Source organism: Comamonas avium (assembly GCF_014836675.1).
Lineage (GTDB): Bacteria > Pseudomonadota > Gammaproteobacteria > Burkholderiales > Burkholderiaceae_C > Comamonas > Comamonas avium.
In genome coordinates this window covers 245,977-260,355 of sequence record NZ_JACSQK010000006.1, presented here as the reverse complement: position 1 = coordinate 260,355, position 14,379 = coordinate 245,977, and the positions used below count along the sequence as shown (strand labels likewise).

General features: G+C 54.6%; 15 protein-coding genes, 1 tRNA gene and 1 pseudogene. 9 read left to right on the top strand and 8 right to left on the bottom strand.

The window, feature by feature from the left end; genetic code table 11:
• Positions 1-379: 379 nt before the first annotated feature.
• Positions 380-502, bottom strand: coding sequence for a hypothetical protein (locus H9646_RS18570; RefSeq protein WP_263598953.1), 123 nt, complete (start codon positions 500-502; stop codon positions 380-382).
• A 307-nt stretch (positions 503-809) separates the two neighbouring features.
• Positions 810-1,184, bottom strand: coding sequence for a hypothetical protein (locus H9646_RS13630; protein WP_191723907.1), 375 nt, complete (start codon positions 1,182-1,184; stop codon positions 810-812).
• Positions 1,185-2,377: 1,193 nt separating this feature from the next.
• Between H9646_RS13630 and H9646_RS13625 the strand changes: the two genes are divergently transcribed.
• From H9646_RS13625 to H9646_RS13605, 5 genes are all read left to right on the top strand, one after another.
• Entirely contained in the window at positions 2,378-2,542 is a 165-nt protein-coding gene (locus tag H9646_RS13625; RefSeq protein ID WP_191723906.1) for a hypothetical protein, read from the top strand.
• Between the two features lie 164 nt (positions 2,543-2,706).
• A complete protein-coding gene (locus tag H9646_RS13620) occupies positions 2,707-3,375 on the top strand; it encodes a hypothetical protein (protein ID WP_191723904.1) in 669 nt (222 codons plus the stop codon).
• A gap of 297 nt (positions 3,376-3,672) precedes the next feature.
• Positions 3,673-4,176 (top strand): hypothetical protein, encoded by a 504-nt coding sequence (locus H9646_RS18475; RefSeq protein ID WP_225214197.1) that lies wholly within the window; start codon positions 3,673-3,675, stop codon positions 4,174-4,176.
• The gene (locus H9646_RS13610; RefSeq protein ID WP_191723903.1) at positions 4,173-5,438 is read left to right on the top strand and encodes a type II toxin-antitoxin system HipA family toxin; all 1,266 of its coding nucleotides are present in this window, start codon (positions 4,173-4,175) and stop codon (positions 5,436-5,438) included. Before H9646_RS18475 ends, H9646_RS13610 begins: the two co-directional genes overlap by 4 nt.
• A gap of 78 nt (positions 5,439-5,516) precedes the next feature.
• On the top strand, positions 5,517-5,777 hold the full coding sequence (locus H9646_RS13605) for a hypothetical protein (protein ID WP_191723902.1): 261 nt from the start codon (positions 5,517-5,519) through the stop codon (positions 5,775-5,777).
• A gap of 198 nt (positions 5,778-5,975) precedes the next feature.
• Here the strand turns inward: H9646_RS13605 and H9646_RS13600 are convergent, their stop codons facing one another.
• The gene (locus tag H9646_RS13600) at positions 5,976-6,191 is read right to left on the bottom strand and encodes a hypothetical protein (RefSeq protein ID WP_191723901.1); all 216 of its coding nucleotides are present in this window, start codon (positions 6,189-6,191) and stop codon (positions 5,976-5,978) included.
• A 126-nt stretch (positions 6,192-6,317) separates the two neighbouring features.
• Here H9646_RS13600 and H9646_RS13595 point away from each other — a divergent pair, with 126 nt between their 5' ends.
• The 4 genes and pseudogenes from H9646_RS13595 (at position 6,318) to H9646_RS13580 (ending at position 10,516) form a co-directional block, all read left to right on the top strand.
• A complete protein-coding gene (locus H9646_RS13595) occupies positions 6,318-8,174 on the top strand; it encodes a tetratricopeptide repeat protein (RefSeq protein ID WP_191723900.1) in 1,857 nt (618 codons plus the stop codon).
• A gap of 322 nt (positions 8,175-8,496) precedes the next feature.
• A complete protein-coding gene (locus H9646_RS13590) occupies positions 8,497-9,240 on the top strand; it encodes a BRO-N domain-containing protein (protein WP_191723898.1) in 744 nt (247 codons plus the stop codon).
• 116 nt (positions 9,241-9,356) lie between these two features.
• A pseudogene (locus H9646_RS18730) lies at positions 9,357-9,488 on the top strand (helix-turn-helix domain-containing protein); the annotation flags it as partial.
• Positions 9,489-9,502: 14 nt separating this feature from the next.
• Entirely contained in the window at positions 9,503-10,516 is a 1,014-nt protein-coding gene (locus H9646_RS13580) for a tyrosine-type recombinase/integrase (protein WP_225214196.1), read from the top strand.
• Between the two features lie 68 nt (positions 10,517-10,584).
• On the opposite strand, the gene H9646_RS13575 is transcribed toward H9646_RS13580, so the two are convergent.
• The 5 genes from H9646_RS13575 to tolB form a co-directional block, all read right to left on the bottom strand.
• Positions 10,585-10,660 (bottom strand) — tRNA-Lys (locus H9646_RS13575).
• A gap of 81 nt (positions 10,661-10,741) precedes the next feature.
• Positions 10,742-11,566, bottom strand: coding sequence for a tRNA threonylcarbamoyladenosine dehydratase (locus tag H9646_RS13570; RefSeq protein ID WP_191723895.1), 825 nt, complete (start codon positions 11,564-11,566; stop codon positions 10,742-10,744).
• A complete protein-coding gene (ybgF, locus tag H9646_RS13565; protein WP_404813104.1) occupies positions 11,566-12,318 on the bottom strand; it encodes a tol-pal system protein YbgF in 753 nt (250 codons plus the stop codon). The genes H9646_RS13570 and ybgF overlap by 1 nt, the downstream gene beginning before the upstream one ends.
• Positions 12,319-12,321: 3 nt before the next feature.
• Positions 12,322-12,843, bottom strand: a complete 522-nt coding sequence (pal, locus tag H9646_RS13560) for a peptidoglycan-associated lipoprotein Pal (protein ID WP_191723894.1) — start codon at positions 12,841-12,843, stop codon at positions 12,322-12,324.
• A gap of 72 nt (positions 12,844-12,915) precedes the next feature.
• A complete protein-coding gene (tolB, locus tag H9646_RS13555) occupies positions 12,916-14,238 on the bottom strand; it encodes a Tol-Pal system beta propeller repeat protein TolB (protein ID WP_191723893.1) in 1,323 nt (440 codons plus the stop codon).
• Between the last annotated feature and the right edge of the window lie 141 nt (positions 14,239-14,379).

Here is a 14,379-nt window from a genome sequence, read left to right as displayed (position 1 = left end):
AAGGGCGCTAGCCTGCCTTTTATTCCTACCCATTTAAGCCCATGAATATCCAAACGCCATTTACTTTTTCAAGCGTTCATTCGTTGGGTGTTCGGCGCTGCGCTAGGCTTCGCCTGCGTGCCGCTGTGGTGGCTTTGGGTAAGTTATTGGTGTTTTTGGCCTCTAGCCCTTATTTCACTAGGGTTAGCAGTTATGGTTTTTGTAGTCCGTGGCCCGCGAGGCCATAGTTATTTTGTTGCGCTGGGTCTAACCCGGCGCTCAAGCCGACCCGCATACTGCGGTCGGCTTAGCTTATTCGTTAGTGGCTGTCTGCTTCGGGTCTATTACAGACAAACATCATCTCAATTCAAGGCCCGCCTAACGCGGGCTTTTTTACGCCCTAAATATTTGGCTCATCCATCGGATCGCCTGGCAGCTCTACCGGTGGGGCATCGCTGGGCGGATCAATCGGCTCAGGCTTGGGTTCTTGTTCCTTGCGAGGCTCTTTGGGGTTCAGTTGCATGGCAGCGCTCTCCTTCGGCAGTTGTAGCCCAACTCCTTTGCACTGCCTGTCGGATGAAGCCCATCACTTTTTTAAAACACCTTGTTTAAACAATATGTTTGACTTATTGATAAACATAGTGTTTAATAAATTCATCGCAGCACCAACCGCTACACGACCAAGGGGAAGCGATCCGCCCCGTACCGAATCGATGCAAGAGGAAGGTCTAGCGCCTCACAGCGCGCAGCAAGGTGCCACCGCGATGGGTGCCACGGCATTGACCGGGGCGTTGCCCCCGGTCTTTAACAAGAGAGTGGATAGGAAAGGGTTATGCGTCGTCCCGAATCAGGCTCAACGGGACAAATGCCGCCACGAACGCAAATAGCACCACCATGAACGCACAGGTAAGGCACCACATCGTCAACAGCGAAAACTGAAGCAAAGTGACGCGTGTAATGGGCTCTGACTGCGCGCTTGCATAAACCAGCCAGCCAATTGAAAGGAGCCACATGAAGAAAAACCCCGAAACATGTGTTTTGAACCACTTCCATCTTTGGGTCATTGGCGTATCAGCAGCCTGTTCTGCTGCTTTGGCTGCACTGATGTGGGTGCGCTGGAGCTTCAATGAGTTAACGCCTATCCAGACCGTCAGGATCAATGATGCAATTTGGATGCTTATTTCAATCCATTCCTTTGTTGTCATAGTTATCGCGACACTCCTGCACAGCCGCCGCCAGTAATGCAACTGTTATGGAGTCCCTCCTGTATGAAGTTTGAATGTTGGAACCTCAAATGTATTGCAGCGAGCGGACTCCACCCTTACCGCCTACGCCTCGCGCACCCTTGCCTATCCACTCTCGCCCTGCACCGCCGATGTTGCTCCCCAGCCAAAGTTTGGGGTTCGTCCGGCTCTATAGCGTCACCCGGCATGGCGGGTGCTCCGCGCAGTGTCCCGCTGTATCCAGTCGCCAAAGTGCGTACACGGTCAAAGGGTGAGGCATACCGGGTTGCCAAGAACAGCAAAGCCCGTCGTGCAAGCGATGACAGGTCGGAAAGCTACGACCGCAAACCAGAGCCTTGTGACAGAGGGCTGCGGTTTGAGACTCAAGCCTGTGTTACTTACGCATTGATACAACGCGGGTATTGCTTCAGGAGCATCGTGCAGACGTGAAAGCCCTGTTGGCTTTCTCTAACTTAAGGAGTTAGTCCAATGCAACACACATCCACTCTGGCCTGAACATCCTTGGTCAGAGACAAAGGTAAGAGCGACAAGCTGAGCGATCTTCGCCTGGTCTAAAGCAGCCAGGACAAACTCAGAACAAAAAGCAGCAAGACGATGCTTTGAAGCAGAAAATTCATTTCTGCAAGTCGCTCTTCCGTCTACCAAACCACCAGCCCGCATCGAGCGGGCTTTTTCATGCCCAAACACAAGCAGTTTCCCTCAGGAGGCTGTTTTTATTTGCCCAAGGAGCGCACCGTTTAAGTGAGCAAGCCCCGTGGGCACAAAGCACCGCCGCCTGCAGCGAGATGCAGGGCCATGAGGTGCATTTACTGACGCAGTGAATACACCTGATGGCAATCGTGACTGGTAGTCGCCCACCAGCAAGGCGTGAAAGTCGACCCCCTCCATCTTGTCGAAAAGCCGGGGCTCATACGGCGCCATCAACCTTTTTCCAGCCGGGTCGTGGGGGTCTCCTCCCTCCCTCTTCTTCTTCCCATGGCATGCCGAAAGGCACCGGCTTTTTTATTCTCAAGCCCACTACCCGGTGGGCTTTTTTTTGCCCTCATGCAGGAGCCACGCTATGCGCCACGCCGTTGCCTGGTTGATTGCTGCGGCCATCACGCTGGCCGTTGGTGCCATTGCAGCCTACCCCCTATGAACGCAGGAGCCACCCCATGCCCAAGCTTCGCAGCTACCACGTTGCCGTGTACACACCCCGCGGCCGCACCAGCTACATCACCCCGGCCCGCACTGGCGGGCATGCCTTCGACATCGCCTTTGGAATGTTTCCCGATGCCAAAGCCATCAAAGTCAAACCCGTCACACAGCACCGCGCTTGATGCACTGCTGGCCCACCTGCAGCAACAAGACAGTCGACGCAGCCGCATCCTGAACGCTATAGAAAACAAAGCTGTTAGCGCTTATCAGCATTTAGCTTCACTTCAAAACCACTTTAAAACCGAGCATTTGCATGCACAACGTGCTCATAAATTAAGAAACCACCATGCCACACCGCACCGCTAAACAGCCCATCATTCTTGGCATCACCGGCGATCACAACTGCGGTAAAACCACCGTCGCTCAACTGCTTGAAGCGCACGCAGATGCCCGCGCCATGGCATTCAGTGACGGCATATATGCCGAAGTAGCCAAAGCCTTTGGCTGCTGCATATTGGACTTGGCCAGCCGTCTGAGCAAAACCCAGCCGCAACGTTTGCTAGCCCTGCAAAACTGCACAGACAAAGACTTTGTACAGTGCGTTCAAGCCCACGCGGAAGGCGACCTGCAAACACCCCGCAGCCCGCTCCAAATTCTGGAATGGTGGGGCAGCGAATACCGCCGCACGCAAGCCCCCGACTACTGGCTTGAATACGTACGCAGCCGCATCGCCTACCTACGCATGCACAGCTGTCGCCGCCCTATCGTGCTGGCCGATGTGTACAAGCGCAACGAGGCAGAAATGATCCGCAACATGGGCGGCACCATCTGGCGCATCAAGCGCCCCGGTCATGAGCAGCGCACCACCCACGCCACCAGCACCGAACACCTGCAGATCCAGGCCGACCTTACCCTGCACAACATCGCAGACGTGGGCCACCTGCAGCACCTTGTGCTGACCCACTGGCATGAGCTGAAGCGCCATTGCCAGCCTGCTGCAGGCACAAGCTCTTGACTTAAATTATTCATAGATGAATATATTTATGAAAAACAAATACATCTATGGATTTAGTTTTAACTTCATGGTGCAGCATTTGTGTGCACCGCACCCATAAACAATTCATAGATTTACATGTTTCTGATAAAACACTAACATCTATGTATGCCACGCCAAACCACATCACCTGCCAACTACCCACAAGCCGTGCTCCAGCAAATTGAGCAGCTGGCACAAAACATCGTCATCGCCCGCAAGCGGCGTGGAGAGTCGCAGGCGCAATGGGCCAAAAAACTGGGCATCTCTCAGCCCACCATGGCGCGTATCGAGCGCGGCGACCCATCCGTGGCCATGGCTTCGTACGTGATGTGCATGTGGCTGATCAATCCAGCAACTGGCCTGGCCGACCTGATTGCTCCACAGAACGACCATGCAGCGCTGGAGAAGGAAGTGGCCAAGGTCCGGGCAAAGAAAAAACCAGCCGCCTTACCTTCAAAGGCCGCACAAGCTCCTGCGAGTTCCAATGAACATGCCCTAGCTGTCACTCAGAGAATGCCCGTCGCCCAAATTGGCAACACTATTAAAAACTTGCCTGCGATGCAGCTTGGGGAAACGATCTCAAAACTGCCCGCCGTTCAGGTGGACAAAGCATTTTCGCCAGCCATGAAGGCGGTAATGGACTTTCACAATTCACCGGCCATCAAGGCGGTAATGGGCTTTCACAATTCACCAGCCGGACAGCAGATTGCTGAAATCAGTAAAAAATCTGCAGGCCTAGCCGCCCTCCTGGCCAAGTCAGACCACCCTAAAAAGAAATGACCCAACCCAACGCCGTATCGCCCCGCACCTATGTGCCCCAAGACCGGCTCTACGTATGGGCCATGGTCAACCCCGCCGCGCCCACGCTGGTGGGCGAGGTGGCGCTGTCACAGCTTGTCTCCGATTGCGCCACCTTCACCTACGCGACAGAGTGGTGGAACTTTGCCCTCAGCGAAGACCTGCCCCTCATCCAGGGGCAAACCTTCACCACCGGCCAGAAAAACACCGCCCCCGGCGCCATCGACGACGCCCGCCCTGACCGCTGGGGCGAGCGCATCATCCGCCACATTGACCGCCCCGCGCGCCTGTCCATACTGGAAATGCTGCTCTTCGCCGGCGACGACCGCTTTGGCGCGCTGGGCATATCCACCTCAGCCGATCAGTACACACCCCGCCACCTCAGCCCCTATCCGCAGTTGAAGGATCTGGCGCAACTGGCCAGCGCGGTGGAAGACGTGCAGACCCAGGCCCCCATCACCGCAGAGATACAGCGCCTCATCCAGCCCGGCGTCACCCTGGGCGGCGCACGCCCCAAGGCCCTGCTGCAAACCGACAACGGCCCCTGCGTCATCAAGTTCAGTGAGCTGGACGACCCCGTAGACACCCCGCTCATTGAGCACGCCACCATGACGCTGGCCACCCAAGCGGGCCTATACGTTGCCAACACCACCGTGCTGCCGCTGCCCATGCGCCACGGCAAACAGCGCCATGCCCTCACCATTGAGCGGTTTGACCGTCTGGGCCCCTACCGCGTGCACTGCCAGTCCGCCAACACCGCATTGCGCGCTGCGGGGCTGGAGCAAAGCTACAGCAACCTGGCCACAATCCTGCTGCGCCTGGGCCACCCAGACCGGCAAGCCGCCATGCGCGAAGAGCTGTTCAAACGCATGGTCTTCAACATCCTCATGGACAACACCGACGACCACGAGCGCAACCACAGCATCAGCCTCAACCTGGCAGATGGCTACTACGACCTCACCCCTGCGTATGACGTCGTGCCCAGCCTGCAAAACCTGGGCTATCAAGCACTGGTCGTCGGCACCGCAGGCGCCGAATCCAGCCTGGAAAACGCGCTGACCCAGATCAACGAATACGGCATCAAAATGCCCCGCGCCGTTGAGCTGGTACGGCAGGTGGCCACCACCGTTGATGGCTGGGCCGCGTACTTCACCGCACTGGGCGTCAGCCAGTCCGATATGGAGCTGCTGGCCGCCAGCATCGACCGCGATGCACTCAGGCTGCAAAGGCAGGCGTATCTGTAAAAGCCAGCCCACGCCATCCAAACCAAAGCCCGCAAGGTTCCAGACCTAGCGGGCTTTTTTCATCACCAAGGAGATTTGATGACCGACAACACAGACCGGGACGAACTTGTGCGCATGGCGGGCGAGCAAGCCCTGCTCAAGCGTGATAACGACGCCCTCACCGCCGCCCAGCAGCGCGACCAACTGGCGCTGCGCAATCTGGTCAACAACCTCACCACCAGCCCCGACTGGCACGCACGCGGCACCGAACTGCTCAACCGCATCCAAGAGCGCCAAATGCAGACCGCACTTAACTACCAGCGGCTTGCCGAGCTATCCAGGCTCACCGGCATCCGCTAAACACTTCACCCACAAAAAAGCCCACCCGGCACCGCGCCGCGTGGGCTTTTGTTTTACACCTTCACTCAGGAGACCTTCACATGTTCATCAAATCACTGCTGCCGTTGATTGCGGTTTTCAAGTTCAAGTGCAACGGGCACGAAGGCAAATACTTCGGCAAAGAAATTGCGCAGGTCTACAAGGCGTGCAAGGAAGAGATCAATCCTCCTCAACATCAGTCAGTGGCTGCTCAGCCAAACCATCAATAAGCGTTTCTCTGAATTCGAGCAGCCTTTTAGCGTATAGCTCACCCGTTCCATCACCTGCAGAGTGGTTCGAAAGCAAAAGTTCAGGCTTGGTCGAAAGCACGATCTCAATGTAGCGATCAGCCAGTTCTGCAGCAGCCAGTTGGTCTGGTTCAAATTGATTTGCCATGGGTAGCCCTCTCGGGTTGAAGTTGTGGAACTTCAAACGTAGCCCGGGAGGGTGACCCACCCCTTACATCAGATCAAAATCTGTCTAGTTACAATTGTTGTAACAGAGACAACCGACCATATAGACATGCGCCAACTCCTGCTGGGCCTCAGCCTATGCATGGCTTTTATAGCCACTGCAGCACCCACTAAACAGCCGACTGAAATTCAGCAATTGCAGCAGCAAGTCCAAACGCTGCAAGCTACCGCGCCCCAGCAGCAAGAAGACATCAAGCAGCTTCAACAGCAGAATCAGAAGCTGATGAATGACGTTTCCGTTTTTACGCAAGTCAATGGCAAACAGTTTGACATGCAAGACAAGCGCATCAGTGACTTGAGTTTTTCAATATCCTTTTTTGGAACACTAATCACAGTGCTAACCCTGCTGGCTAGCTTAGGCACTTACTTCACCACTAAAGGACGCGCCAAACAAGAAGCCGAAGAAATATCAGAAAAATGGTTTGCAGATAACAGCTCTGAGTTCAAAGAAGAAATTAAAAACCTACGCAAAAAGGTAGAAACGGTTCAAAAAGAAGTAGAGGAGCATGCAGAAAAAACTAAACGAAAGATGGATGAAGATGGGCAAAAAATCGCAATAGCTGCCCAGTTAAAAATCACTTCCCCTGACGCCTCTACATCCTCAGAACCATCCCTCGCTGACCAACAAGCAGTAAACGCAGCCAATCAAGCCCTCAAAGCAAAACCGGAAAATGAGTACACCGCCAGAGATTTTTACGTCCGTGGCCTAAGTGAATACAGCGAGAAGCGCTTTGACTCTGCACTAGTCAACTTTGAAAACGCTTTTCAAGCAGCAGCAGAAGAAAAGCTTTCACCTGAAGAAGTCGCTAAGTTCATGCTTGCTGCTGCAAGTGCACATAGGCAACTGGGTAACTACAAAGAAGCCATCAAAGGCTATAACTGGATTGAAAGCCACTACCGCAAAAACCCAAACTCAGCATTACTCCACCTGGCTGCTGAAGCAATTCTCGCCAAAGGCGTAGCACTAGGTCTAATGGGAGAGCATAAGGAAGCAATCGCGGCCTTTGAGCAGCTAGAGCAACTGCACTATGACAATGATGACAGCCCTTTTTTGCACAAACTTGTGGCTCAATCCCTTTGCAACAAGGGCGTCGCACTAGAAAAATTAGGAAACCACGAAGAAGCGATTGCATTGTGCGACCGATTTGAGAAACGCTATGCCAGCGATGAAAGCCCTGCCATACGCAAGCTAGTCGCTCAAGCACTCAACATCAAGGGCAATGCACTCAGTCAGCAGGGACATCACAAAAAAGCAATTGTGGTTTATGACCTAGTCGAGCAGCGCTATGGCAATGATGGCAGCACAGTAATGCGTGAGCCACTCGCCCGCGCACTTGGCAACAAGGGCTCAGCGTTTGGGAAATTAGGCCATCATGAAGAAGCTATCAAAGTCTTTGACACACTGGAAAAGTACTATGGAAAATATGATGAACCTGTGCTGCGCAAACTAGCCGCTCAGGCACTTATCAATAAGAGCACAGCGCAAGGCAAATCCGGCAGTCACGAAGACGTTATTAAGACTTCAGATTTAGTAGAGCAACGTTATGGCAACGATCCAGAAATAGCTCTACGCGAGCACGTGGCTCAGGCACTTTTCAACAAAAGTGTCGCACTCTGGCAATTGGGCCGTAGCCCAGAAGCAATAAAAATAAGCGACCTGATTGACCAACGGTATAGAAGCGACCCCAGCCCAGTCTTGCGCCAACAGGTCGCTAAAGCTCTCTTCAACAAGGGCGCCGCACTGATGGGCGCAGACGACAACAAAGATGCAATCAATGCTCTGAACTTAGTCGTGCAAAGATACGCCGACGACAGCAAGCCTGAAATCCAATTAGTAGTTGGCCGCGCAATGCAGCTGCTGAACAAGCTGCAAAGCAGTGATGACGAAAACCCCACACCCGCTTAACCAGCAAACACCAACAGCCCGCTTAGCGGGCTTTTTTGCGTCTGTGCGGAAGTAGCGCTACACTCAACCCCGTCACGCCAGTAAAGCGTGATCGGGTTGGGAAGCCTGAAACATACCTGCGGTGACAACAAAGCCGCATCTGTACCGCAGTCGTGCGGCTTTGTCGTCTGTGGCCCCAGTTTTATGGTGGCTCGGAGGGGGAGCCGCAAGGCTCGCCGGTTTGCCGCAGGTTGTCCGGTCTTCCTACCCCTTCGAGTCACCGCCAATTGTTGGGAAGCGATGGGCGGTGGTTGTAGCAAAGTCACAACCTTCGGAGGCCGCTATGGCTGACATCACCACCCGCGCATCTGCGCTGTCTTTTCGCTCCACCCGATTCGAAATCATTGATCAACACGGTCAGCACTGGCTTAAAGCCAGCGACCTTGCACGTGCTTTGGGCTACGCACGTGAAGATGCAATCAGCCGCATCTACGAGCGCAACGCCGCAGAGTTTCGTGAGGACATGACATTGACCGTCAAATTGACGGTCAATGGAATCAACGACAGCAAACGCAAAAAAGAAGTCCGCATCTTCAGCCTGCGCGGCGCGCACCTGCTGGCCATGTTTGCCCGTACTTCGGTGGCCAAAGAATTTCGCACATGGGTGCTGGATGTGCTGGAGCAGCAATCCGGCAACCACAGCCAGCTGCCAGAAACCACCAGCCACATCGATCTGGCCCGCCAGCTGGCGCACGCTGCCACGGCGCAGGTGTACCAGGCGGTGTTTGATGCGGTGCTACGTGATGGTGAGCCGCCCCACTCCACCCGCCTGCTGCTGGGCTTTACGGGCAACAGCAACGCACTGGTGCCGCAAGTGCAGACGCTGGAAGAAGGCACGTTCGCCATGACGCTGGCGCAACTGACCAAGGCCATCCGCACCGACCTGATGGTGCCCGACACCACGCTGGCCAACCTTGCCACTGCCTGCACCCAGCGCCTTGCCAACCACGCCGAGGCCCAAGAGCGCCGCAGCACCCAGCAAGCCAGCACGCAGGGCCTGACGCAAAGCAAGTTGCAGCTGCGATAAATTCAAATTAAATAGCTACTAGCGCTTACTGCATAAGCGATAACAGCATATTTAACCTTTAACCCAACAGCCTGCCCGGTACATGCCGTGCGGGCTTTTTTGTTTCTGGAAGTCCAATGATTGACGCTAAAGCTGTTGCCAAGCTGCTTGGCCTGAGTGAACGCACCGTTTATGAGCTTGCCCGTTCAGGGCGCTTGCATTGCTACCGCTTTGGCGCGGCTGTGCGTTTTGATGAAACCGATGTTGAGGAGTACAAAAAATCATGCCGATCCGTTATGACGCACGCAACCAGCGTTGGCGCTTTGAGTTCGACCAGGTTATTGCGGGCCAGCGGCAGCGGGCTAGCCGCCTACTTCCAAAAGGCTACACCAAATCCGAAGCCCAAAAGTTCGACCTCGAAGAAACCAAGCGACTCCACTCCGTTGCGGCTGGCGTCAGCAAGCCAGAACCACTGATTGAAGATGCGGTTCTGCTGTATCTCAAGCATCACGCACCTGCCCTCAAGAGTTTTGAGAACATCGTGCGAGAGTTGAAAGCTTGCTACGACGCCTACGCTGGCAAGCCTTTTTCTGCTTTGCCAGCCATTGCATTGAGCTACAAGCCAGTGGACGCCAACAAAAAACCACTGGCTGCGGCAACAGCGCGAAACCGCCTGTCGTACCTGCGAGCGGCCTGCCGCTACGCATGGCGGCATCATGACCTGGGTGACAGCAATCCTGCAGAGCGGGTCAGCATGCCTAAGGTGCGCAACGAGCGCCACGTGTATCTTGGTCGCGCTGAGTTTCTCTCTATCTGCCAAAAGATAAAACCCGGCAAGGCCCGGGCAGCCATCAGGATTGCCTTTTACAGCGGCATGCGAGCAGCCGAGGTTGGCCTGGCCCAGGTCCATTTCGGCAGCGATATGTTTGAGCTGGGGGGCGAACACACTAAAAATGGTATGCCACGCGTGGTGCCAATTCACCCCAGAATTGCCCACGTAGTGCGCAACCCTAGCTTATGGCCAGTGAAACCCACCAAGTGGACGGTGAGCAAGGAATTCAAAGCCGGCGCTCGAGCTGCAGGTTATGGCCATGCCCGGTTGCACGATTTGCGCCACAGCACAGCAAGCGAGATGATCAATGCCGGAGTCGATCTCTACACCGTGGGCGGCGTGTTGGGTCACAAGTCTGCAATCAGTACCAAGCGCTACAGCCACCTTGCTACCAAGACCCTGCAGAACGCTGTTGGGCTGGTAGGCAAAAAAACCCGCACAACGCCCAAAAGAAAAGCCACTTAAAAGCGGCTGTACAACTAAAATGAGAGCAAGAAAAAGCCCCGTGTATTGCTACACGGGGCTGTAATCTTTGGTGGGCCCTGCGAGATTCGAACTCGCGACCAACGGATTAAAAGTCCGCTGCTCTACCGACTGAGCTAAAGGCCCTACCTGCCAATCAAACTATTCATCTGATCAGCGAATAAATCAATTGTAGCATCGCTTTTTTGGTGATTTTTCAAATTCGTGCTATTTTTTTAAGTTGCTCGCAATTTCCTCCAGGACCCAGCCTGCAGCGCATTGTCCAAATGTAGCAGTCACCGCAACCACTGACCCATAGCCACTGCAATTCAATGAACCGTCAGTCACTACTGCTTGGCATGAAGCACTGGGTTGCTGGACCGCCTCACGACTGAACACTGTCGTTACGCCTATTTTCTTGCCCTCTTTGGGAGCATTGAATTCTTTGCGCAAACGATAACGCAGTTGTGCCAGCAAAGGATCGTGCGTGACTTTGGAAAGATCATCGATCTCAACTTTGTGCGCCAGCCGCTTGCCCCCTGCCGCACCAACACTGACAAACATAGACTTACTGCGGCGCGCCCATTGCGCCATGGCAAGCTTGGCTTTGACCTGATCGCAAGCGTCGATCACGGCATCCACACCTGCGGGCAGAATTTTTGGCCAATTATCAGGTTCTACAAAATCTTCAATGCAGTGCACTGTGCACAGTGGATTGATTTGGGCAATGCGTTCGCGCATTGCTTCGACTTTGGCTTTACCCACCGTATCCGTCAGCGCATGAATCTGGCGATTGATGTTGGACTCTGCCACGTTGTCCAGATCAATCAAGGTCAACGTGCCCACACCACTGCGAGCCAGCGCCTCGACTGCCCATGAGCCGACGCCGCCCACACCAACTACCGCCACATGTGCTTGGCGAATTCGGGCCGCGCCATCGACACCGTAGAGGCGCTCCAGCCCACCAAATCGGCGCTGAAGATCAGCGTCTGCAAAAAAACCATCGCCGGCTAAGCCGGCGATGGTGTTGCTTGTTATCTCAGATGAACTCATCACTTCAAACGCTGAAGACGTTCCTTTGCTGTTGAAGCAGCTTCAGAGGCAGGATAGTCTTTGACCAAGTCTTGCAGTGTCTTTACCGCACCCTTGGTGTCTTTCAATTCCAGCTGGCAATTCGCAATGGACAAGGCTGCATCTGCAGCACGGGCATGCTGAGGTGCTGCTTTGAGCATGGATCGGAAGTTGGCAATGGCTTCTTTGTAATCACGCCCTGCGTATTGCGTGTTACCCAACCAAAACCTTGCAGATGGCACGTAGCCGCTACTTGGATAGGTATTGACAAAGCTTGCAAAGGTTTTGCGTGCCTCTGCGAACTCGCCTGCGCGGAACTTCTCCAACGCAGCGTCAAAATCACGCTTTTCCGCAGGGTCGGCAGTGAACTCCAGACCATCCAGTTGGACACGGACAGGTTCAAACTTACGCAGCCGGTCATCCACACCAGCAGCCAAATCTTTTTGACGGCGCTGGATTTCGGAGACTTCCCGCTCAAGCTGCTCCTTAGCACCATTGAGCTGAGCCATTTCGCGGCGCATGGATTCAATTTGCGACTGCAAATCCAGCATCCCCCGGCGCATTTGTGCGGCTTCCTCAGCACTGCTATCAAAGCGCTGACGCAATTCCAAGATGGCACGACGCGCTTCCGCATCTTCCAAAAAAGCGTATGCAGGATGAACAAATGCCGTGCACAGGCCAATCACAGCCAGTGCACGAACATTCATCCGCAAAAATCCATTGCGAATGCTCATGCTTTAACGGTAAGAAAGTTCAGCGCGACGATTCTGCGAGTAGGCAGCTTCGTTGTTGCCAGATACCGCAGGCTTTTCTTCACCGAAGCTCACCGCTTCAACCTGGTTGTCGCTAACACCCAGCAAGTTGAGCGAGCGGCGCACTGCTTCAGCACGCTTTTGACCCAATGCCAAGTTGTATTCACGGCCACCGCGCTCGTCGGTGTGACCTTCAACAGTCACTTTGCGCGAAGGGTCAGCCTTGATAAAGCGTGCATTCGCATCAACCAGGCCTTGAGCATCCGGCTTCACAATGAAGCTGTCGAAGTCAAAGTACACCACACGGCCAACGCCGCGAGGGCCGCCGTCAGCATCGATTTGGGAACCGGTCAAGTCCACGCCTGCCACACCGCTGGCTGCGCCAGAAGTGTTGGCGCCGCCGTTGGCACCAGCAGCGGCGTTTTCATCCAACTTCACGCCGGAAGAGCAGCCAGCCAACAAGGCAGCTACAGACAATGCGATAGAAACTCGCTTAAACGTAATCATCAAAAATTCTCCTTGCCTAGGTATGCTAGGTCACTAATAGAACGCAAGCCATTCACAAAGGTTTACGTAAATTCAATATTTTTGATAAGGACCCCAGTCAGGTTCACGAATTTCACCGCCCTGCCCAGCCAATCGCGCTTTGATCTTGCCATCCAAAGTGGTTGTCATCAATGCTTCACGGCCCCCTTGCTTGGTCGCGTAAACGATTAGACGGCTGTTGGGCGCAAAGCTTGGGCTTTCATCATCAGAAGTGTCGGTGACGGAAGTGGCATTACCCGACTCCAGCTCCATGACGAACAGCTTAAATGCACCACCTACGCGTGATATGTAGGCCAACCACCGGCCATCAGGGCTGACGGTAGGCGAAATGTTGTAGTTTCCGGAGAAGGTCACGCGCTGCGCGGACCCGCCCGTGGCTGCCACTTTGTAAATTTGTGGCGAGCCGCCACGATCACTGACAAAGTAAACGGTTTTACCATCGGCAGAGAAGGCGGGTTCTGTGTCGATACCGTTGCTTTGTGTCAGCCGTGTGGGCTGTCCGCCATGCGAGCTGATGCGATAAAGCTGCGAAAGTCCATCACGCGTCAGCGTTACTGCCAAAGTCGCACCATCTGGAGCCCAAGCTGGTGCGCTGTTAGATCCGCGGAAGTTGGCCACCAGACGACGGCGACCACTGGCTACATCGTGCACGTAGACCACGGGCTTGCGTGCTTCAAATGACACATATGCCAGCTCGCCGCCGTTGGGCGACCATGCCGGAGAAATGATGGGTTCGCTGCTCGACAGCGCAGACTGGGCATTTTCACCATCCGCATCTGCCACCCACAGCACATAGCGTTTGCCAGCTTTGGTTACGTATGCAATGCGTGTCGAGAAGATGCCGCGTTCACCGGTGAGTTTTTCGTAAACGAAATCAGCGATACGGTGAGCAACCAAGCGCAGATCAGCCTGCGTGACTGCAAACCCCTGTCCACCCAGATCCTGACCTTTGACAACATCCCACAAACGGAATCGCACGTCAAAACGGCCATCTGCCAAACGTGTCACGCTTCCGGTAACGAGTGCATCAGCGGCACGCTGGCGCCACTGGGCCATCTCAGGGCGCGAAGTTTCATCCAGCGCCACGCCTGCTGCATCAACATTGCGAAATTGACCGCTGCGCTCCAAATCGGCACGGATGATTTGGGAAATCTTTTGGGGAGCGCCCTCTTCGCCACGGAAGGCGGGCAAAGCGATCGGAAGCTGGGTGAGGCCAACGCCGGTTACTTCCACGCGGAACTGCGCCAGAGCAGGTAACGCTGACGTTGCAGCCATTGCGGCAAGCAAGGTTCGACGCGATGTGAGCGGTACGACCGCTCGGAGAGGGGATGTGAGAATTTGAGGTTCAGTATTCATGCGCAGCCATCATGTACCGGATCAGGCTCCCGGGACTTCCTATGATGTTACACACAGTTCAAGGCATGTGATCACATTGTTGCTGTGTCAATGTGTATAGCGAGGCTGCAGAGCGGGCACGTAGAATCACTTTCCACATGC

Excerpts from the sequence above, each read along its gene's own strand:
- pal (WP_191723894.1), bottom strand. The coding sequence starts at position 12,843 with ATGATTACGTTTAAGCGAGTTTCTATCGCATTGTCTGTAGCTGCCTTG.
- ybgF (WP_404813104.1), bottom strand. The coding sequence starts at position 12,318 with ATGAGCATTCGCAATGGATTTTTGCGGATGAATGTTCGTGCACTGGCT.
- tolB (WP_191723893.1), bottom strand. The coding sequence starts at position 14,238 with ATGAATACTGAACCTCAAATTCTCACATCCCCTCTCCGAGCGGTCGTA.
- H9646_RS13620 (WP_191723904.1), top strand. The coding sequence starts at position 2,707 with ATGCCACACCGCACCGCTAAACAGCCCATCATTCTTGGCATCACCGGC.
- H9646_RS13595 (WP_191723900.1), top strand. The coding sequence starts at position 6,318 with ATGCGCCAACTCCTGCTGGGCCTCAGCCTATGCATGGCTTTTATAGCC.
- H9646_RS13570 (WP_191723895.1), bottom strand. The coding sequence starts at position 11,566 with ATGAGTTCATCTGAGATAACAAGCAACACCATCGCCGGCTTAGCCGGC.
- H9646_RS13630 (WP_191723907.1), bottom strand. The coding sequence starts at position 1,184 with ATGACAACAAAGGAATGGATTGAAATAAGCATCCAAATTGCATCATTG.
- H9646_RS18475 (WP_225214197.1), top strand. The coding sequence starts at position 3,673 with ATGGCGCGTATCGAGCGCGGCGACCCATCCGTGGCCATGGCTTCGTAC.
- H9646_RS13625 (WP_191723906.1), top strand. The coding sequence starts at position 2,378 with ATGCCCAAGCTTCGCAGCTACCACGTTGCCGTGTACACACCCCGCGGC.
- H9646_RS13580 (WP_225214196.1), top strand. The coding sequence starts at position 9,503 with ATGCCGATCCGTTATGACGCACGCAACCAGCGTTGGCGCTTTGAGTTC.
- H9646_RS13610 (WP_191723903.1), top strand. The coding sequence starts at position 4,173 with ATGACCCAACCCAACGCCGTATCGCCCCGCACCTATGTGCCCCAAGAC.
- H9646_RS13600 (WP_191723901.1), bottom strand. The coding sequence starts at position 6,191 with ATGGCAAATCAATTTGAACCAGACCAACTGGCTGCTGCAGAACTGGCT.
- H9646_RS13605 (WP_191723902.1), top strand. The coding sequence starts at position 5,517 with ATGACCGACAACACAGACCGGGACGAACTTGTGCGCATGGCGGGCGAG.
- H9646_RS18570 (WP_263598953.1), bottom strand. The coding sequence starts at position 502 with ATGCAACTGAACCCCAAAGAGCCTCGCAAGGAACAAGAACCCAAGCCT.
- H9646_RS13590 (WP_191723898.1), top strand. The coding sequence starts at position 8,497 with ATGGCTGACATCACCACCCGCGCATCTGCGCTGTCTTTTCGCTCCACC.